The sequence below is a fragment of the Microbacterium sulfonylureivorans genome (assembly GCF_003999995.1).
GTDB lineage: Bacteria > Actinomycetota > Actinomycetes > Actinomycetales > Microbacteriaceae > Microbacterium > Microbacterium sulfonylureivorans.
The window spans coordinates 1,927,271-1,946,572 of sequence record NZ_RJAD01000001.1 but is presented as its reverse complement, the minus strand read 5'-3'; the positions used below and the strand labels follow the sequence as shown (position 1 = coordinate 1,946,572).

Sequence of the window (19,302 nt, the reverse complement as noted above, 5' to 3'; positions counted from 1 at the left end):
CCAGAGTGTCGGTGAGAACGATCATGAGACCCTCACTCTCGGGTCGATGAAGCCGTACGACACGTCGACGGCGAGGTTGATGAGCGCATAGCCGATGGCGATGAAGATGATGAACCCCTGGAGCACGGCGTAGTCGCGCTCGAAGATCGCGTCGGCCATGAACTGCCCGACGCCGGGATAGGCGAACACCTTCTCGGTGAGCACCGCCCCGGAGATCAGCAGGCCCGTCTGCAGGCCCACGGTGGTCACCACGGGCAGCATGGAGTTGCGGAGGATGAACCGATTGCGGATCGTGCCGCGCGAGATGCCCTTCGCACGTCCGGTGCGGACGTAGTCGGAGTTCTGCACCTCGAGCACCGACGCGCGCGTGATGCGCACGATGATGGCCAGCGGGATCGTGCCGAGCGCGATCGCCGGGAGGATCAGGTGGAGGATCGCATCCCACGCCGCGTCGAACTCGCCGGTGAGGATGCCGTCCAGGACGTAGAACCCGGTCGGGTGGGTCGCATCGATGCGCGGGTCCTGGCGGCCGTCGGACGGCAGCCAGCCGAGCTGCACCGCGAAGACGTACTTGAGGATGAACGCCAGGAAGAAGACGGGGATCGTGATGCCGATGAGGCTGGCGGTCACCGCGAAGTGGTCGGCGGCCTTGCCGTGTCGGCGGGCCGCCCAGTAGCCGAGCGGGATGCCGAAGCCGACGGCGAAGATGAGCGCGGCGATCGCGAGCTCGAGCGTCGCCGGGAAGCGGAGCGCGAACTCCTCCAGGACGAGACGGCCGCTCATGACGGAGGCGCCGAAATTGCCCTGCAGGAGCGAGCCGACCCAGACGAAGTACTGCTCGAAGATGGGCCGGTCGAACCCGTAGAGCTCGTTGATCCGGGCGATGGCCTCGGGGGTGGCCTTCTCGCCGAGGATCGCGACGGCGGGTCCGCCGGGGAGAGAGCGGACCCAGATGAACAGCAGGATCGACAGACCGAACAGCGTGGGGATGAGATAGAGGATTCGTTTGCCGATGACGCGCAGCACTGCAGAGAACTCCGGGGGTATCCGTGGCGGGAGGCGGATGCGGATGCCGCGGACGGGCGCGAAGCCCGCCCGCGGCATCCGTCAGGACGTCACTCGGTGAGGACGATCTGGTTGAACACCTCGTCGTTCACCGGGCTCGCCGGGTACGACTCGACACGCGAGTCGAACGCGAGCGAGGGCGCGGGGTGCGCCAGCGGGATGCCCGGGTTGAACTCGGCGATCATCTCGTTGATCGCCTGGTACTGCGCGGTCTGCTCCTCGATGTCGGCGGTGCCGCGCGCCGCGGTGAGCGCCTCGAACAGCTCCGGGTTGTCGAAGCCCCACTCGTTCGACTCCTGGCCGAAGAAGACACCCACGAAGTTGTCGGTGTCGTTGTAGTCACCGGTCCAGCCGAGGAGGTGCAGACCGTGGTCCGCGCCGCCCTGGATGCGGTCGAGGTACGCCGGGTTCCACTCGTTGCCCGCGGGCGTGACCGTGATGCCCACGGCCTCGAGCTGAGACGCGAGGTTCGTGAAGATCTGCTCGGGGTTGGGCATGTACGGCCGCGACACGTTCGTCGGGTAGTTGAACATGAGCGTCAGGCCGTCGGGGTAGCCGGCCTCGGCCAGCAGCTCCTTCGCCTTCTCGGGGTCGTACTCGTACGTGGTGACGTCCTCGTTCCAGCCGGTGACGACCGGCGGGATGAACTGCGAGGCGACCTCGGTGCCCTCGGGCAGGACCTGGGTGACGAGGGCCTCCTTGTCGATGGCGTGGGCGATCGCCTCACGGACCAGCGGGTTCGCGAGCTCCGGGACGGCCTGGTTCATGCCGAGGTAGAGGATCGTGAACGGGTCGCGCTGCATCACGTTGTAGCCGGCGTCCTCGAGGGCGGCGGTGTCGGCCGGCGCAACGAGGTCGTAGCCGTCGATGCTGCCCGACTCGAGCGCCTGACGGCGTGCGGTCGGGTCGCCGATCGTGCGGAAGATGATCTCCTGCACCTGGCCCTGGTCGCCCCAGTAGTCCTCGTTGGCCTGGAGCGTGACCTGCTCGCCGGGCTCCCACGAGTCGAAGACGAAGGGTCCGGTGCCGGTCGGGTGCGCGTTCGCGTACTCGCTGAGCGTCGGGGACTCCTCGGTGCCGCCGACGCTGTCCGCCTCGTACTCGGCGAGAGCCGTCGGGCTCTGCATCGAGAAGGCCGGGAGCGACAGTGCGGCGATGAAGCCGGCGAACGGCTGCGTCAGGGTGACGGTCGCGTGGGTCGCGTCGTCGGCCGTGCACGACTCGTAGACGGCGGCGTCGGGGGCGTCGGCGAAGCCCTTGAACAGCGAGCCGTAGTAGTACGACAGGCTCTCCGACTGCGCGAGGCCGGTCCAGTTGTACCAGCGGTCGAAGTTGGCGCAGACCGCCTCCGCGTCGAAGTCGGTGCCGTCGTGGAACGTCACGCCCTCCTTGAGGGTGAACGTGTACGACAGGCCGTCCTCGGACTGCTCCCAGCTCTCGGCGAGCAGGGGTGCGGGGTCGGCCGTGCCGGGCTCGACGCCGACGAGGCCCTCGAAGATCTGACGCGAGACGCGGAACGTCTCGCCGTCGCTCGCGAAGGCCGGGTCGAGGCCGGCGGGGTCGTTCGACGCGGCGAAGACGAACGTCGAGTCGACGTCGCTCGCCTCGCCGGTGTCGCCGCCGTCGCCACGCTCGCTGGCGCAGGCGGTGAGGACGACCGCGCCTACGGCGATGGCCGCGGCGCCGGCGAGCAGGCGCCTCTTCGGGGTGTGGAGCATGTGCTGTGCACCTTCCATGTCATGTGGGCGCCGCTGCACAACGCTGTGGAGCAGAGGTGCGCGATGCCCTCAGGGGGTGTGATGCATCGACGCTACCCGGACACGACCGCCGCGACGATTACACCTGTGTCTCGATTATGTTTCGACGGGAACGACGCAGATCGACTCAGCGATATGCGTGGCGGACACCGAGAGGCCGGTGCAGAAGTGTCAACCCGAGGCGGTCGCACCGGCGCGTGAGGGCTAACGTGAGGGGATGGCGCGCACGCGGAACGACGAGCCCTCCCCCGAGGTGCGCCTCTCCGACGGCACCCTCGCCCGGGTCGTCCCCTCCGCGTACGGCGGCGGATGGGAGCTCGACGTCGACGGCACCCCGCAGTCGCACGTCGACCTCGACGACCCGACCCACCTGCATTTCGAGTACATCGCACGCATGGGCGCGGTGATCGACCGCCTCCGGATGCCCGGGCAGCCGCTCACCGCGATCCACCTCGGTGCCGGCGCCCTCACCATCCCGCGGTACGTCGAGGCGACACGGCCGGGCTCGCGACAGCAGGTGATCGAGCTCGAGCCGGCGCTGTGGGACCTCGTGCGCGAGAATCTGGCACTCCCCCGCGGCGCCTCGATCCGCGTCCGCATCGGCGATGCGCGCGAGGGTCTCGGCCGTCTCCCCCCGGGGCTCGTCGGCGCGGCCGACCTCGTGGTGTCGGACGTCTACTCGGGCGCGCAGACCCCCGCACACCTCACGACCGTCGAGTTCTACGGCGAGGCGGCTCGCTTCCTCGCGCCCGAGGGCGTGCTGCTCGTGAACGTCGCCGACGGCGCAGGGCTCGCGTTCGCGCGGCGGCAGGTCGCGACGATCTCGTCGGTGCTCGAGCACGTCATCGTCCTCGCCGAGGTCCAGACGCTGAAGGGCCGGCGCTTCGGCAATCTCGTGATCGCGGCATCCCGCGCTCCGCTGCCCACCGCATGGCTCCCGAGGCTCATGGCGGCCGGACCGCACCCCGCCAAGGTCGCGCAGGGCGCCGAGGTGGCCGAGTTCGCGCGCGGCGCCCGGGTGGCCACGGACTCCGACGCGACAGCGTCGCCGAAGCCGTCCTCGTCGCTGTTCGACCGCTGACCCTCAGGGAGCTCGCGAGAGAGGGGCGGCACGCGGGATCACCGCGCGAAACGGATGCGCGAACGGCGTGCCACAGCGGGGGATCCGCCGTTCACGCGGCACACTGGGATGAGCGATCGAGCATGTGCGAAGGGAGTCGCTGTGAGCTACATCCGCGGGTACGACCCCGACACCCTCCGCGAGCGGGTCGACGCCCGCCAGTGCAAGGAGCGCCTCGACGAGATCGGGGAGCAGCGGAGTCTTCCGGCGCTCCTCGAGCGGGTCTGGCTGCTCAAGGTGCTCGACCGCTCCGAGGACGCGCTCGTCGTGTCCGAGCAGTCGGTGCGGGTCGCACGCATGGCGGGCACTCGCAAGGACCTGCTGCGCGCCCGGATCCTGCACGCATCCGTGCTCCAGGCCCGCGGAGCGTTCGCCGCCGCCGACCAGGAGCTCACCACGTGCGCCGAGGAGGCCGAAGGCCAGGGGTGGGCCGGCATCGCCGCGTTCGCGTGCCAGCACCGCGGAAAGGTCCACTACGAAGCGGGCGACTTCGACGCCGCACGCCGCGACTTCAAGCGCGCGCTCTTCCTCCGCCAGGAGTCGGGTGCGCCCGACGACCAGCTCGAGTCCACGCTGCTCGCGATCGATGCGGCCGACCGTCGCCGGGCCGCGGCATCCGTCGCGAGCTGACTGTCGCAGGCACGACCTAACCTCGCCTCCATGTCGGATCTCCACCGCGTGCGCCATTGGGCGGAGGCGCTCATCGCCGCCCACCTCGACGACTCGTGGACGTTCGGGTTCGACAACGCGAAGCGCCGCGCCGGACTGTGCGACTACACCAGCAGGCGGATCAGCGTCTCGCGATACCTCGCCGCGCGGCACGACGACGACACGAACCACCAGACGCTGCTGCACGAGGTCGCGCACGCACTGGCCGGTCCGACCGCCGGGCACGGCCCGAAGTGGAAGACCGTCGCCCGCGAGCTCGGCTACGTCGGCGGCACGACCCACCGCGGTGAGACCGCGACCGACCTCGCGCCCTGGGTCGGCGTCTGCCCCTCCGGGCACGTCGCCTACCGGCACCGCCGAGCGACGCGGCCGACGTCGTGCGCGAAGTGCGCGCCCCGATTCGACGAGCGCTTCGCCTTCACATGGACGCGGCGCGAGATCACTCCGGCGACGCGTCTGGCCGCGATGACCCCGCGCGAGTAGCGCTCAGAACGCGACGAACGTCCCGTCGCGAAGGACGGGCACGACGGATGCCGCGTCCACGGCCGCGGCGGCGAGCACCTCGTCGCGCCGTCCCCGGGCGTCGAGCTCCCGGCCCGATCCGCTGGCGGTGAGCAGGTGACGCACCGCGCCGCGGAGCGACCGGAACCCCTCGCCGGCGACCGCGGCGTCGGGCGACGAGTGGTCGATCCCGAGGTCGGACAGGGCGTCGACGACGGCGCCGGCGCCGAGATGGTCCTCGACCGCGAAGCGGAGCGGGGCACCGTGCTCGGACGAGGCGAGCTCGCCGCACGCGATGACCGCGATGCTCGTGCGGGCGCCGCGCTCCACCTGCACGGCCATAACCGCGCGTGCGACGGCAGCCGCGTTGCGCAGCGATCCGAGCAGCACCGTCGCCGAGCCGCCGGCGGCGGCGTGGGCGGCCACGACGGCGCCGTTGATCGAGACGGCACGGGCCGAGGCATCCAGCGCCACCGACTCGCCGCGCTCGACCGCCCGGGTCACGGTCGACGAGAACCGCAGCACGTCGACCACGACGACGACGTCGCTCGGAGCAAGGCGGGCCAGCCCGTCGACACCCCACTCGAGGCGCACCTGGTAGGCGGACTGATCGTGGGGAGCGGCCGGCGAGGACATCCGTCCAGCCTAGACCGCGCGCAGCCGCTCGCCCCTGCCAGACGGACCGCTCCGACGCCACCCCCGCGGCGACCCGATGCTCCGATGCGACACTGGAGCATGCGCATCCTGCTGAAGCTCGTGATCGACTGCGACGCGGATGCCGCGTGGCGGGCCGTGCACTCCCCGCGCGCGGTCGCCGAGCTCTACGGCCCCCTGATGAACCTCGAGCCGCTCGTGCCGCACGGGCTGCCCACCGCCTGGTCTCCGGGCGACGACGTGCCGGTGCAGCTGTCCGCGATCGGCGGCATCCCTGCCGGACGCCAGCTGATCCACGTGAGCGAGCGCATCGTCGACGAGCCCGACGGCCGGGTGAGGATCTTCCGCGACAGCGGCATCCCGCTCACCGGCCCGCTCGCGAGCCTCGACGTGTGGGACCACCAGATGGCGGTGTCGCCCGCTCCGGGCGATCCGTCGAAGACGCTGTGGCGCGACCGTCTCGTGATCGGCGGTCCGACGGCGCCCGCCCTCTGGCCGGCGCTGTGGGCTGTCTGGCAATGGCGCGCCGCGCGCATCCGCGCGCTCGCGCCGACGTGGGCGCACGACCCCGGGTCCGAGCTCTGACCCGAGACGGGCGGATGCCGCGACCGAAGCCAGGCCGCGGCATCCGGTGGGGCACCCCGATGCCCCGTCCCCGGCTCAGTCGGCGAGCGCCTCGATCGGCGCGACCCGCGTCGCGAGGCGCGTGGGAACCACCGCCGCCACGAGTGTCAGCACTGCCGTCGCCACGACGATGATCACGACCGGGATCCAGGGCACCGCCGGCGCGACCAGCGTGGGCGACTGCCAGAGCGGCGGCATCGCGACCGAGCCGAGCAGCGACTGCGCGCCCGCCCAGCCGTAGGCCGTGCCGAGCACGAGGCCCGTGGCCACGGCCGCGATCGTGATGTGTGCCGCCTCGAAGAGCACCATGCTGCGCACCTGGCCGGTCGACACGCCGAGCGAGCGCAGCAGCCCGAGCTCGCGGCGACGCTGCACGACGCCGATCGTGAGGAGGTTCACCAGTCCCACGGCGGCGATCACCGCGGAGACGGCGACGAGACCCATCATGATCCCCGCGAACGTGTCGATGACGGTGTTGAGCTCCGTGTCGACCTCACCGCCCGCCGAGGCGGTGATGACGGACTTCACGGTCTCCAGCGCCACGGCGAACATCGTCACGAGCGTCACGCCGATGACGACGCCGATGGCCATCCGGCTGGAGCGCTCGGGGTATCGCAGCGCGTTCTCGGCGGCGAGCCGTGCGGTCGCCGAGCCCCCGAACAGCCTGCCCACGAGACGGAGCACCGGCGGCATGATCATCGTCGAGCCGAGCACGAGTCCGGTGAAGGACAGCAGCCCGCCGAAGAAGGCGATGATCACACCGAGCGGACTGACCAGCCCGACCGCGATACCGGCCGCGAGCAGCGCGGCGCCCGCGGCGAACAGCCCGATGGCGACGCCGTTGCGGCCCTTCCTGCGCGCGTAGGAGTCGTGGGACGCCTCGACGGACCCGCCGAGCGCCTGCAGCGGCGTCACCGTCAGCACGCGCCGCGAACCCGCCCACGCCGCCGCCCAGGTGGTGAGCGCGACGATCACCGCGGGGACGAGCAGCACGGCCTGCACGACGCCGTACCCGACGTCGTCGATGCCGAGGAGCGTCTCCGCCAGCGCGACGCCGCCGGCCGACACGGCCGTCCCGACGACCAGCCCGACGGACGATCCGATCACGCCGACGACGAGTCCCTGCCGGGCGACCTCGCCGCGCTGCGACGCGGCCGAGGCCCCGATGAGGCGCATGAGCGCGATGCGGCGCGTGCGTCCGGCCACGACGGTCGAGAAGGTGTTCGCGGTGACGATCGCGGCGACGTAGACCGCGACGCCGACGAGGATGACGGTCATGACCGCCAGGACGACCGCCAGCACGGCGGACTCGCCGATGTAGGGGTTGGCCCGCATGATCGCCGCGATGAACCCGGTGGCGCTCAGCAGCACCGCCCCGAACGCGCTCGAGATCGCCGCGACGAGGATGCTCGCGCCCATCCCCCGTTCGCGCAGCCACGCGAGGGGAGCGGGCGCCGCGGGCCGAGGCATCCGCTCGGCCCGTGTCGGCGCCGTCACCGCGGTCACGACGCCACCGTCGCCGTGGTGTCGGCGCCGAGCTCGGTCGCGAGCATGTAGGCCGAGATCTCCTCGGCGCTCTGGCGCGGCTTGTCGGCGACGATGCGCCCGTCGCCGAGGAACAGCACCCGGTCGGCGTGACTTGCCGCGACCGGGTCGTGCGTCACCATCGCGATCGACTGGCCGTGGTCGCGGCTCGCGGCGGCGAGGAGCCCGAGCACCTCGCGGCCGCTGCGCGAGTCGAGGTTGCCCGTGGGCTCGTCGGCGAAGACGAGGTCGGGCGCCGTGGCGAGCGCGCGGGCGATCGCGACGCGCTGCTGCTGGCCGCCGGAGAGCTCGTGCGGACGGTGCCCGAGACGCGGAGTCAGGCCGAGCGTCTCGATGAGTCCGTCGATGCGGGCCCTCTCGATCGCGGTGGGCCGGCGGCCGTCGAGGTCGAAGGGCAGGAGGATGTTGCCGATCGCGTCGAGGGTGGGCACGAGGTTGAACGCCTGGAAGACGAAGCCGACGCGCCGCCGGCGCAGGATCGTCAGCTCGAGGTCGGAGAGGTCGGTGATGTCGGTGTCGCCGATCCAGGCGCGGCCGGACGTCGGGGCATCCAGTCCCGCCATGATGTGCATGAGCGTGGACTTGCCCGACCCGGACGGCCCCATGATCGCGGTGAACTCGCCGCGGCGGATGCCGACCGAGACCCCGTCCAGCGCGCGCACGGTGCTCTCGCCGGCGCCGTAGGTCTTCGTGAGCTGCTGCACCCGGGCGGCGAGGCCCAGGTCGGTCGATGTGATCTCCATGCCTACGACGCTATGGACGACGAATGCCGCGTCGCGTCGGCCTGGCGGGGCATCCGCGTACATCTCGAGGATGATCTCTTCCGCGAGGCCGGGCACGGGGCTATCGTCGCGACAGGCTCATGACGACGAGGAGACCCGATGCCCGCCACGCCTCTGCCGCCGAGCGGCGACCTGCCCACGGGGCCGAAGACCTGCGACGCGAGCGGCATGATCGAGATCCACCGCATGTTCCGCCGCGGGTTCGGAGAAGGACCCGACCTCGTCCGCGCCGTCTCCGAGGAGGACACCGTCCACGCCGAGGCGGTCGCGACGCAGCTCGAGACGCTGTCGATCGGGCTCCACGCGCACCACGAGGCCGAGGACGAACGACTGTGGGACGCGCTCGACGAGCGCGCGCCGTCGTGCTCGGCTCACGTCGCGCGCATGAAGGAGCAGCACGCCGAGCTGCTCGTGCACCTGATGGAGCTCGACGCCGCGCTTCCGGCCTGGCGCGAGTCCGGGTCGAGCACGGATGCCCCGCCCGTGCTCGACGCCCTCGCGGGCATCAACGGGGCCATCGCCGTGCACCTGCCGGACGAGGAGACGAACATCGTGCCCGTCATGGAGTACACGATCACCCAGCCCGAGGTCGAGTGGTTCGCCGAGCACGGCCGCAAGTCCGTGCCGAAGGGGCAGACGTGGCAGCAGCTGGGCGAGATCCTGGCGTCGCAGCCCGACGGCGGCCACGATTGGCTCCACAAGCACATGCCCGCGCCGGGACGGCTGGCGTGGCGGCTGATCGGCAAGCGCGCCTACGCGAAGCACCGCGCCGCGCTCGAAGGGCGCTGAGGCCCGGCCGAGCTCTCGGCCGCCGAGGACGCGCCGCCCTCGCCGGCGGGGCGTCAGGGCCTGTCGGCGGCGAGCGCGTCCACGACTCCCCGGTGCAGCGCCTCATGGTCGTCGGCGCCGAGCGCCTCGGCGCCTCCGAACTCGTACGGCATCCCGTCGCCGGTCTCGATGAATGCCTTGAGGCTGCCGTTGACGAACGAGCTCCATGCATTGCTGCAGATCTCGTAGCACTCGTCCTCGTCGGTCAGTCCGTCGTGCGTGAAGGCCACGGCCACGCCGTCCGGCGTGCCGGAGATCTCGAACCGCACGGTGGTGCCGTTCCACTCCTGAGCGCTGTCCACGAAGTCGAGATAGCTGCCGGTGACCGTCCATTCCACCAGCCGGCCGGGCTCGAGCGCCGTGACCCGGAAGCCGGAGTAGTGCAGTCCGGGAACGACGTAGACGAACTCGTCGCCGACGGCGCCGGTCGTCCCGGTGATGCGTCCCCACCAGCCGGCGACGTCGCAGACGGCGTCGAACGCCTGCTGCGGCGTGGCCGCGGCCGTGATCGTGGTCGAGAAATTCGCTGACATGGCCTTCTCCTTCGAAGCGAGACTTGCGTGATGCAAGTGACGATAGTCCCGGATGCTTTCATCACGCAAGTGCTAGATTCGACCCATGCTCGGCCGGATGTACGACTCGCAGGTGTGCTCGATCGCTCGATCCCTGGAGCAGATCGGCGAGCGATGGAGTCTGCTGATCGTGCGCGACGCCCTCTTCGCCGGCGTGACCCGGTTCGGCGACTTCCAGCACAACCTCGGCATCGCGACCAATGTGCTGGCGTCGCGACTGGACTCGTTCGTCGCCGCCGGCGTCATGGAGCGCCGGGGCTCGGCCGACTACGTGCTGACCGAGAAGGGCCGCCGGCTGGCCATCGCGCTCATCGCACTGACCGAATGGGGCGACGAGTTCGCCTCCGAGATCGAGCCTCCGATCCTCTACCGGCACACGGCGTGCGGCGGGGCGGTGCATGCGGTCTCCGCGTGCGAGACCTGCGGCATCATCCCGAGTGGCCAGGTCGAGCCGCAGATCGGCCCGGGAATGCCGCCCGAGTTCCTCTCGACGCGTCGGGGCTCGCCGGAGCGGCGCTGACCGGTTCAGGCGAGGCCGTGCTCGAACGCGAAGACGACGAGCTGCACCCGGTCGCGTACGCCGAGCTTGGCGAGGATGCGGCTGATGTGGGTCTTGACGGTCGCCTCGCTGAGGAACTCGCGTGCGGCGATCTCGGAGTTCGACAGGCCCCGCGCGGCGAGCGCGAAGATCTCGCGCTCGCGCTCGGTGAGGTCGCCGTAGGCGGGCGGAACGGGCCGGGGCGCGGCATCCGCGAAGTGCGCGAACAGGTCGCGCGTGGCGGATGCCGCGATCACGGCCGAGCCGGAGTGCACGGTGCGGATCGCGGCGAGCAGGAACTCGGGGTCGGCGTCCTTCAGCAGGAACCCGCTCGCACCCTGGCGGATCGCCCGGGCCGCCGCTTCGTCGAGGTCGAAGGTGGTGAGCATGACGATGCGGGGCGGTGCGGGATCCTCGAGCAGCTCGGCCGTCGCGGCGAGACCGTCCATGACAGGCATCCGGATGTCCATCAGCACGACGTCGGGTCGCGCGGCGCGGACCGCGTCGAGCGCCTCGCGCCCGTCGGACGCCTCGGCCACCACCTCGAGGTCGGGCTGCGAGTCGACGAGCATGCGGATGCCCGCACGGAACAGCGCCTGGTCGTCGACGAGTGCGACGCGGATGACGGTCATGCCCGCCCCCTCCTGTCCCGGTTGCTCCGCCTCACGCCCGGGTCGCTCCGGCTCATGTCCCGGTTGCTCCGGCTCATGTCCCACTCTGCGCCGGTTGAGGCGCCCGATGGCGACACGAAACGGGACACGCCCGAGGGGCCCGCGCCGATTGAGGCGCCCGATGGCGAGACGAAACGGGACACGCCCGAGGGGCCTGCGCCGGTTGAGGCGCCCGATGGCGACACGAAACGGGACACGCCCGAGGGGCCCGCGCCGGTCACGACGCCGTCCCGATCGGCAGCGAGGCCCGCACGGCGAATCGCCCTCCTTCGGCCGCAGCCGTGAGGGTGCCGCCGGCGAGCTGGGCGCGCTCGCGCATCCCGATGACGCCGTGGCCGCCTGTCGCCGGCACCGCCGCGGCGGGCGCGGGGTTGCCGACTTCGAGGTCGACGCGATCGGGATGCCACGCCAGACGCACGTCGACAGGACCGCCCTCGCCGTGCCGAAGGGCGTTGGTGAGCGCCTCCTGCAGGATCCGGTAGACGGCGAGCTGAACTCCGGCCGGCGGCTCGCCCGGCGGGGTGGGATCGACGTCGATGCGGAGGTCCGCGCCGGCCGCCCGCACCTGGGCGTACAGTCCCTCGAGGTCGGCGAGCCTGGGCTGCGGTCCGTCGGCCTGACTGTGGCGCAGCTGCGTGAGGAGCAGACGCACGTCGGCGAGCGCGGATCGCGCGGTCGTCGAGATCGTGCCGAGCGCGGCCGTGGCGACCGCGGGATCGGATGCCGCGGCATACCGCGCCCCGTCGGCCTGCGCGATCACCACTGCGAGCGAGTGGGCGACGACGTCGTGCATGTCGCGTGCGATCCGCACGCGCTCCTGCTCGACGACCGCCTCGGCCTCGGCCCGCTCCTGCGCCTGACGGTTCTCGCGGGCGCGGACGGCCGTGCGCACGAGCGCGCCGATCGTCCACGACAGGCCGAGCGCGAAGGCCGCGGCGACGAGCATGACGAGCGCGAGCGGCAGGTTCTGCCACGACAGCCCGCCCTGGACGAACACGGGTCCGACCGTCAGGTACAGCGTGATGACCAGCGCACCCACCAGTGCTGAACCGAATCCGGCCCAGTACACGCGGGACGATCCGTACGCGGCGGTCGCGTAGAGCACCCCGAAGATCGCGACGTCGGCGATGCTCGGCGGGCGGCCGAGCCCCATCTGGACGATCGCCCCGGCCCACGCGACGGCGAGTGCGAGTCCGGGCGAGAGGCGCCGCAGGGCGAGAGCCGCCGCGAACACGGCGACCACCGCCCCCGCACCGACGAACGGGATCGCGAGCCCGAAGCTGGGCTCGAGTCCGGTTCGCGCGACCACCAGGGTCTCGATCGGCCACGCCACGAGGAAGAACAGCACGGCCACCACCACGTCGACGACGATCTGGTACGGCTTCAGGCTGCGGAACACCGTTTCACGGTACGGGAGAACGGATGCCGCGGCATCCGTCCCCGGATGTATACGCGCGGCGGGCGGCATCCACCCCCCGATGTACGGCCCGGCGGGGGGTCCCACTCGCTAAGGTCGGCTCACCCGACCATTGCGGGGGCGCGAGCGAGGCTTTACTGTCGCGTCACAGGCCGAAACCGACGGGAAACGTCGAATCGACAGGATCGGGGAGCGGGGCCGCTCCATCGATGCCGCCCCGTCGGTCCCGGCCCGAGGGACCACTCGAGCACGGACGGAGACACGATGACGACGGTACGCGCGGCCATCACGCAGACCACCTGGACGGGCGACAAGGAGTCGATGCTCGACAAGCACGAGCAGTTCGCCCGGGATGCCGCGGCCCAGGGCGCGCAGGTGATCTGCTTCCAGGAGCTGTTCTACGGGCCGTACTTCGGCATCACCGAGGACAAGAAGTACTACCGCTACGCCGAGCCCGCCGACGGCCCCATCGTCCAGCGATTCGCCGCGCTCGCCGCCGAGCTGAACATGGTCATGATCCTCCCCATCTACGAGGAGGACATCACGGGCGTGTACTACAACACCGCGGTCGTCGTCGACGCCGACGGGACGATCCTCGGCAAGTACCGCAAGCACCACCTCCCGCACCTCGACCGGTTCTGGGAGAAGTTCTACTTCCGCCCGGGAAACCTCGGCTACCCGGTGTTCGACACCGCGGTCGGCAAGATCGGCGTCTACATCTGCTACGACCGCCACTTCCCGGAAGGATGGCGCGAGCTCGGCCTGAACGGCGCGCACATCGTCTTCAACCCGAACGCCACGAAGCCCGGGCTGTCGAACCGCCTGTGGGAGGTCGAGGGCCCGTGCGCCGCCGTCGCGAACGGCTACTTCGTGCTCCAGCCGAACCGGGTCGGTCTCGAGGACAACGAGTACGGAGAGCTCGCGGTCGACTTCTACGGCACCAGCCAGGTCATCGACCCTCGGGGCAACTTCGTGGGCGAGCGAGGGTCGGGCACGCACGAGGAGGTCCTCATCCGCGACCTCGACATGGACATGGTCCAGCAGATGCGCGACGACTGGCAGTTCTACCGCGACCGCCGGCCGGACTCGTACACGATGATCGCGAAGCCGTGACCGTGACCGTGACCGTGGGCGGAGGCGAGGCGGTGCGGGCTGCGGCGTCGGGTCTGGCGGGAGGCGACCGACGACGGAGGCCGCCGGGGGCATGCGACGAGGCAGCCCGCACCGCGAAGCCGACTCGAGGACAGGGGACAGCATGACCACCACACTCATCACCGGCGGCACGGTCGTCTCGGCAACGGGCCGCGGCGAGGCCGACGTCCTCATCGACGGCGAGACCATCGTCGCTGTGCTGCAGCCCGGCTCCGAGCTTCTGGGGACGGATGTCGCGGCATCCGTCGACACCGTCATCGACGCCACCGGGAAATACGTCATCCCCGGCGGCATCGACGCCCACACCCACATGGAGCTGCCCTTCGGCGGCACGAACGCGTCCGACACATTCGAGACCGGAACGCGCGCCGCGGCGTGGGGCGGCACGACGTCGATCATCGACTTCGCCGTGCAGCGCTACGGAGAGCGCGTGCAGGACGGCCTGGCCGCGTGGCACGAGAAGGCGGCGGGCAACTGCGCGATCGACTACGGCTTCCACCAGATCATCGGCGGCGTCGACGAGGACTCCCTGCAGGCCATGGACGGACTCATCGACGAGGGGATCACGAGCTTCAAGCTCTTCATGGCCTACCCCGGGGTCTTCTACTCGGACGACGCGCAGATCCTCCGGGCGATGCAGAAGTCGGCCGAGACCGGCCTGCTCACGATGATGCACGCCGAGAACGGTCCCGCCATCGACGTGCTCGCGGCGCAGCTCGCCGAGGCCGGCAAGAAGGCGCCGTACTACCACGGCATCGCGCGCGCCTGGCAGATGGAGGAGGAGGCGACCCACCGCGCGATCATGCTGGCCAACCTGACCGGCGCGCCCCTGTACGTCGTGCACGTGTCGGCGAAGCAGGCCGTCGAGCAGCTCGCCTGGGCGCGCGATCAGGGATGGAACGTCTTCGGCGAGACGTGCCCGCAGTACCTGTACCTCTCGCTCGAAGAGCAGCTCGGCGCGTTCAGCCAGGAGTGGGGCCAGTTCGAGGGCGCCAAGTGGGTGTGCTCGACGCCGCTGCGCAGCCGCGACGAGGGCCACCAGCACCACATGTGGCAGGCACTGCGCACCAACGACATCCAGATGGTGTCGACCGACCACTGCCCGTTCTGCATGAAAGGCCAGAAGGACCTCGGGCTCGACGACTTCCGGGCCATCCCGAACGGCATCGGCTCGGTCGAGCACCGCATGGACCTGATGTACCAGGGCGTGGTGACCGGCAAGATCACGCTCGAGCGCTGGGTGGAGCTGACGAGCACGACCCCCGCGCGCATGTTCGGCCTGTACGGGCGGAAGGGCGTCATCCAGCCCGGTGCCGACGGCGACGTCGTCGTGTACGACCCGAACGGCCACACGTCGATCGGGTACGGCCTGGGGCCGGATGGCTCGCCCAACGGCAAGACCCACCACATGAACATGGATCACTCCGCGTGGGAGGGCTACGAGATCGACGGGCACGTCGACACCGTGATCTCGCGCGGCAAGGTCGTCGTCGACGGCGGCGAGTACCTCGGCGCGAAGGGCGACGGGCGCTTCCTCAAGCGCGGCCTGTCGCAGTACCTGACGTGATCCGCGACGACCTGAGCCCCCGTGTCCCGATTCGTCCCGCTGCGCGGGGCGCAGAGCGGGACGAATCGGGACACGTACCGGATGAAGTGGGACACGACAGGTGCAACATGAGTGACGGGATCGAGTGACATGGACTTCGGAGTCGTCCTTCAGACCAACCCGCCCGCCGCGCGCACGGTCCAGCTCGCGCAGCTCGCCGAGGCGCACGGCTTCAGCCACGTGTGGACGTTCGACTCGCACCTGCTGTGGCAGGAGCCGTACGTCATCCATTCGGCGATCCTGAATGCGACCAAGCGCGTCACCGTCGGCCCGTTCGTGACGAACCCCGCCACACGGGACTGGACCGTCACGGCATCCGTCTTCGCCACGCTCAACGAGATGTACGGCAACCGCACGGTCTGCGGCATCGGCCGTGGCGACTCGGCGGTGCGCGTGACCAACGGCAAGCCGGTGACGATGTCCGAGCTGCGAGAGTCGATCCACGTGATCCGCGAGCTCGCGAACTCGCGGCCGGTCGAGTACAAGGGCGCGACGCTGCAGTTCCCGTGGAGCCGCGGGTCGGAGCTCGAGGTGTGGGTCGCCGCGTACGGCCCGCTCGCGCTCAAGCTCACCGGCGAGGTCGGCGACGGCTTCATCCTGCAGCTCGCCGACGTCGACATCGCCGCCTGGATGATCAAGACGGTGAAGGATGCCGCGGCCGCCGCCGGGCGCGACCCCGACTCGATCGCCTTCTGCGTCGCCGCCCCGATGTACATCGGAGAGGACCGGCAGCACATGCGCGACCAGTGCCGGTGGTTCGGCGGGATGGTCGGCAACCACGTCGCCGACATCGTCGCCAAGTACGGCGAGCACGGGGCCGTGCCCGAAGCGCTCACCGAGTACATCGCGGGTCGGCAGGGGTACGACTACAACACCCACGGCAAGGCCGACAACGACCACGTCGACTTCGTGCCCGACGAGATCGTCGACCGGTTCTGCATCCTCGGAACCGCCGACGAGCACATCGCGAAGCTCGAGCAGCTGCGCGCGCTCGGCGTCACGCAGTTCGCGGGCTACCTCCAGCACGACAACAAGGAGGAGACGATGCGGGTGTACGGCGAGACCGTGATCCCCGCACTCTCCGCCCATGTGACGGCGAAGGCATGACGTCAGCGCCCCCGACCGACGCGCAGGTCGCCCCGGCGGCGCCGGGCGATCCGGCCCGTCCCGCGCGCGCCCCGCGCCCCCGCGCGCGCCGCTCCGGGCTGGCGTGGCTGTGGGGGATCGTCGGCGTCTCGGCCGTCGTCATCGTGTGGGAGCTGTACAAGCTGCTCGCCCCCGAGGACGGCGTTGTCATCGTCGGCGTGCGCATCCTGCCACGGACGACCGACCTCGCGATGCCCCACGTGTGGGTCATGGCGGGCCGCCTGTTCGAGCCGGTCACCCGTCAGGAGGGGTCGCCGCCGCTGTGGGGCGTCATCGCCCTCGGCGCGCTCACGACCCTCGGGATCGCCGCGGTCGGCTGGATCGTCGGGACGATCGTCGGCTTCGCGTTCGCGCTGCTGATGCAGCGGTGGCGCCTGGCCGAGTGGGGCCTGCTCCCGTGGATCATCCTGAGTCAGACCGTGCCGCTCATCGCCTTCGCTCCGATCGTCAAGAGCTGGGGCTCGCGCATCGAGATCGGCGGGTGGGAGTGGCAGGACTGGATGTCGGTGGCCCTCATCGCGTCGTACCTCGCGTTCTTCCCCATCGCGGTCGGCGCGCTGCGCGGACTCCAATCGCCCGACGCCATCCACACCGAGCTCATGCACACCTACGCCGCGGGCTACTGGCCGACGCTCGTGAAGCTGCGACTGCCGGCATCCGTCCCGTATCTGCTTCCCGCGCTGCGGCTCGGTGCGGCGAACGCGGTCATCGGCGCCGTCGTCGCCGAGGTGTCGACGGGCCTGCAGGGCGGGATCGGCCGGCTGCTGATCCAGTTCGCCGGTCAGGCGTCGGGCGATCCGGCGAAGGCGTGGGCGCCGATCTTCGGCGCGATCGCACTCGGGCTCGTCGCCGCAGGGTCGGTGGCGCTGCTCGGAGTGTTCCTGAAGGACTATCGGCGAGGAGAGGCGGCCTGATGACCGACACGGCGAACGCGGAGGTCGCGGTGAAGACCGCGGCGGTGACGGTGCGGGATGCCTCGAAGGAGTTCCCCTCGAAGGCCGGCGACGTCACCGCGCTCGACGGCATCGGGCTCACCGTCGCCGAGGGCGAGTTCGTCTCGCTGATCGGCCCGTCCGGGTGCGGCAAGTCGACGCTGCTGCGACTCATCGCCGACCTCGACTCGGCGACCTCCGGAACCGTGGAGGTCTTCGGCAAGCCCGCCGACCGCGCCCGGCGCGACCAGGACTACGGCATCGCCTTCCAGCAGGCGGGGCTCCTGCCCTGGCGGACGGTCGCCGCCAACATCGCGCTCCCGCTCGAGATCCACGGCGTCGGCGCCGCCGAGCGGAAGGCGCGGGTCGCGGAGCTGGCCGACCTCGTCGGCCTGTCGGACTTCGCGGACCGGCATCCCGATCAGCTCTCCGGCGGCATGCAGCAGCGCGTCGCGATCGCCCGCGCGCTGGCCGAACGGCCGCGGCTGCTGCTGATGGACGAGCCCTTCGGCGCGCTCGACGAGATGACGCGCGAGCGAATGCAGGCGGAGCTGTCGCGCATCGCCGCCGAGACGGGGGCAGCCGTCGTGTTCGTGACGCACTCGATCCCCGAGGCGGTCTTCCTGTCCGACCGCGTCGTGGTCATGTCGCCCCGGCCCGGACGCATCACCGACGTGATCGAGACCGGGTTCGGGACGGATGTCGCGCGCGACGACACGCTGCGCGAGACGCCGGCGTTCTTCGCGAAGGTCACGGCCGTGCGCGAAGCGCTGCACGGCACGCCGGCCCCGGCCACGCGGGGAGCGGAGGAGCGATGACCGCCGCGCCCGCGACGTCGAGCCCGGCTACCCCCCTGCGGCGCACGGGATGGAGCCCCGCCGCCGAGCGGCGCCTCCGCGTCATCGCGCCGATCGTCGTCGGCCTTCTGGGGCTCGCCCTGTGGCAGTTCCTCGTCACCGTCGTCGGCGTCTCGGACTACCTGCTGCCGAGCCCCGAAGCGATCCTGCAGCAGCTCGTGGAGTTCTGGCCGGCGATCCTGTCGGCGACGATCGTCACCGGCACCAACGCGCTCATCGGCCTCGTGGTCGGAACGCTGCTGGCGATCCTGCTCGCCGCCCTCGCGTCGCGCTGGCGGGCGATCGACGGGATGTCGGCGCCCATCGTCGCATCACTCGCGGTCGTCCCCATCGTCGCCCTGGCGCCCGTGCTCAATTCCATGTTCGGCGCCGACAGCCAATTCGGCCGGCAGGCGATCGCCGCGCTCGCGGCGTTCGTGCCGGTGTTCGTCAACACCCTTCGCGGCCTGCTCCAGACGCGGCCCGTGCACCGCGACCTCATGCGCGTGTACGCCGCCTCGGGCGGCGAGACGTTCCGCAAGGTGACCCTCCCCACCGCCGTGCCGTACCTCATGACCGGCATCCGGATCGCCAGCTCGCTCGCGGTGATCTCGGCCCTCGTCGCGGAGTACTTCGGCGGCCCGCGCGGCGGGCTCGGCACCTTCATCGCGACCTCGGCCGCCACGAGCGCCTACGCCCGCGCCTGGGCGTACGTCGCGGCCGCGATCGCGCTCGGACTCGTCTTCTACCTGGCGACGGCCCTGCTCGAGTGGCTCGTGCTCCGCCGCATCCCGACCGGAGGCCCGCGATGACGCGCGCCGCCTCACCGCGTCCTCGCCCCGCGAGGCCGGCACTGCACCACCGCAGCGAACCCCCGCGAGGGGACT

At 71.0% G+C, this 19,302-nt stretch carries 20 protein-coding genes; 12 read left to right on the top strand and 8 right to left on the bottom strand.

What is annotated here, in order from left to right; all coding sequences use genetic code 11:
• Positions 1-21: 21 nt before the first annotated feature.
• The gene (locus EER34_RS08575) at positions 22-1,026 is read right to left on the bottom strand and encodes an ABC transporter permease (protein ID WP_127474059.1); all 1,005 of its coding nucleotides are present in this window, start codon (positions 1,024-1,026) and stop codon (positions 22-24) included.
• Positions 1,027-1,115: 89 nt separating this feature from the next.
• On the bottom strand, positions 1,116-2,783 hold the full coding sequence (locus EER34_RS08570; protein ID WP_127474058.1) for an ABC transporter substrate-binding protein: 1,668 nt from the start codon (positions 2,781-2,783) through the stop codon (positions 1,116-1,118).
• Between the two features lie 256 nt (positions 2,784-3,039).
• Between EER34_RS08570 and EER34_RS08565 the strand changes: the two genes are divergently transcribed.
• From EER34_RS08565 to EER34_RS08555, 3 genes are all read left to right on the top strand, one after another.
• Positions 3,040-3,903, top strand: coding sequence for a spermidine synthase (locus EER34_RS08565; protein ID WP_127474057.1), 864 nt, complete (start codon positions 3,040-3,042; stop codon positions 3,901-3,903).
• A 141-nt stretch (positions 3,904-4,044) separates the two neighbouring features.
• Positions 4,045-4,572 (top strand): hypothetical protein, encoded by a 528-nt coding sequence (locus EER34_RS08560; RefSeq protein WP_127474056.1) that lies wholly within the window; start codon positions 4,045-4,047, stop codon positions 4,570-4,572.
• 30 nt (positions 4,573-4,602) lie between these two features.
• The gene (locus EER34_RS08555; protein WP_127474055.1) at positions 4,603-5,094 is read left to right on the top strand and encodes a SprT-like domain-containing protein; all 492 of its coding nucleotides are present in this window, start codon (positions 4,603-4,605) and stop codon (positions 5,092-5,094) included.
• Between the two features lie 3 nt (positions 5,095-5,097).
• Here EER34_RS08555 and EER34_RS08550 read toward each other — a convergent pair whose 3' ends face one another.
• The gene (locus EER34_RS08550) at positions 5,098-5,748 is read right to left on the bottom strand and encodes a 2-phosphosulfolactate phosphatase (protein WP_127474054.1); all 651 of its coding nucleotides are present in this window, start codon (positions 5,746-5,748) and stop codon (positions 5,098-5,100) included.
• A gap of 99 nt (positions 5,749-5,847) precedes the next feature.
• Between EER34_RS08550 and EER34_RS08545 the strand changes: the two genes are divergently transcribed.
• Positions 5,848-6,351 carry a hypothetical protein gene (locus EER34_RS08545; protein WP_127474053.1) on the top strand — a complete coding sequence of 168 codons (504 nt, stop codon included), beginning with the start codon at positions 5,848-5,850 and terminating at the stop codon, positions 6,349-6,351.
• A gap of 75 nt (positions 6,352-6,426) precedes the next feature.
• Here EER34_RS08545 and EER34_RS08540 read toward each other — a convergent pair whose 3' ends face one another.
• Together EER34_RS08540 and EER34_RS08535 are read right to left on the bottom strand one after the other, a co-directional pair.
• On the bottom strand, positions 6,427-7,896 hold the full coding sequence (locus EER34_RS08540) for an ABC transporter permease (RefSeq protein ID WP_420845970.1): 1,470 nt from the start codon (positions 7,894-7,896) through the stop codon (positions 6,427-6,429).
• Positions 7,893-8,678: an ABC transporter ATP-binding protein gene (locus EER34_RS08535; RefSeq protein WP_127474052.1), complete on the bottom strand. Its 786-nt coding sequence runs from the start codon at positions 8,676-8,678 to the stop codon at positions 7,893-7,895. The genes EER34_RS08540 and EER34_RS08535 overlap by 4 nt, the downstream gene beginning before the upstream one ends.
• Before the next feature lie 138 nt (positions 8,679-8,816).
• On the opposite strand from EER34_RS08535, the gene EER34_RS08530 reads away from it, so the two are divergent.
• Positions 8,817-9,506 (top strand): hemerythrin domain-containing protein, encoded by a 690-nt coding sequence (locus EER34_RS08530; RefSeq protein WP_127474051.1) that lies wholly within the window; start codon positions 8,817-8,819, stop codon positions 9,504-9,506.
• A gap of 53 nt (positions 9,507-9,559) precedes the next feature.
• Here the strand turns inward: EER34_RS08530 and EER34_RS08525 are convergent, their stop codons facing one another.
• A complete protein-coding gene (locus EER34_RS08525; RefSeq protein WP_127474050.1) occupies positions 9,560-10,078 on the bottom strand; it encodes an SRPBCC family protein in 519 nt (172 codons plus the stop codon).
• 85 nt (positions 10,079-10,163) lie between these two features.
• On the opposite strand from EER34_RS08525, the gene EER34_RS08520 reads away from it, so the two are divergent.
• Positions 10,164-10,637: a winged helix-turn-helix transcriptional regulator gene (locus tag EER34_RS08520; protein ID WP_127474049.1), complete on the top strand. Its 474-nt coding sequence runs from the start codon at positions 10,164-10,166 to the stop codon at positions 10,635-10,637.
• 5 nt (positions 10,638-10,642) lie between these two features.
• Here EER34_RS08520 and EER34_RS08515 read toward each other — a convergent pair whose 3' ends face one another.
• Entirely contained in the window at positions 10,643-11,287 is a 645-nt protein-coding gene (locus EER34_RS08515) for a response regulator (RefSeq protein WP_127474048.1), read from the bottom strand.
• A gap of 256 nt (positions 11,288-11,543) precedes the next feature.
• Positions 11,544-12,725 (bottom strand): sensor histidine kinase, encoded by a 1,182-nt coding sequence (locus tag EER34_RS08510; protein ID WP_127474047.1) that lies wholly within the window; start codon positions 12,723-12,725, stop codon positions 11,544-11,546.
• Positions 12,726-13,007: 282 nt separating this feature from the next.
• On the opposite strand from EER34_RS08510, the gene EER34_RS08505 reads away from it, so the two are divergent.
• From EER34_RS08505 to EER34_RS08480, 6 genes are all read left to right on the top strand, one after another.
• On the top strand, positions 13,008-13,856 hold the full coding sequence (locus EER34_RS08505; protein ID WP_127474046.1) for a nitrilase-related carbon-nitrogen hydrolase: 849 nt from the start codon (positions 13,008-13,010) through the stop codon (positions 13,854-13,856).
• Between the two features lie 142 nt (positions 13,857-13,998).
• The gene (hydA, locus tag EER34_RS08500; protein WP_127474045.1) at positions 13,999-15,462 is read left to right on the top strand and encodes a dihydropyrimidinase; all 1,464 of its coding nucleotides are present in this window, start codon (positions 13,999-14,001) and stop codon (positions 15,460-15,462) included.
• A 129-nt stretch (positions 15,463-15,591) separates the two neighbouring features.
• Positions 15,592-16,608 carry a TIGR03842 family LLM class F420-dependent oxidoreductase gene (locus tag EER34_RS08495; protein WP_127474044.1) on the top strand — a complete coding sequence of 339 codons (1,017 nt, stop codon included), beginning with the start codon at positions 15,592-15,594 and terminating at the stop codon, positions 16,606-16,608.
• A complete protein-coding gene (locus EER34_RS08490) occupies positions 16,605-17,561 on the top strand; it encodes an ABC transporter permease (RefSeq protein ID WP_240642194.1) in 957 nt (318 codons plus the stop codon). The genes EER34_RS08495 and EER34_RS08490 overlap by 4 nt, the downstream gene beginning before the upstream one ends.
• Entirely contained in the window at positions 17,561-18,397 is an 837-nt protein-coding gene (locus tag EER34_RS08485) for an ABC transporter ATP-binding protein (RefSeq protein ID WP_127474043.1), read from the top strand. The genes EER34_RS08490 and EER34_RS08485 overlap by 1 nt, the downstream gene beginning before the upstream one ends.
• A complete protein-coding gene (locus tag EER34_RS08480) occupies positions 18,394-19,227 on the top strand; it encodes an ABC transporter permease (protein WP_127474042.1) in 834 nt (277 codons plus the stop codon). The genes EER34_RS08485 and EER34_RS08480 overlap by 4 nt, the downstream gene beginning before the upstream one ends.
• The last annotated feature ends 75 nt before the right edge of the window (positions 19,228-19,302 follow it).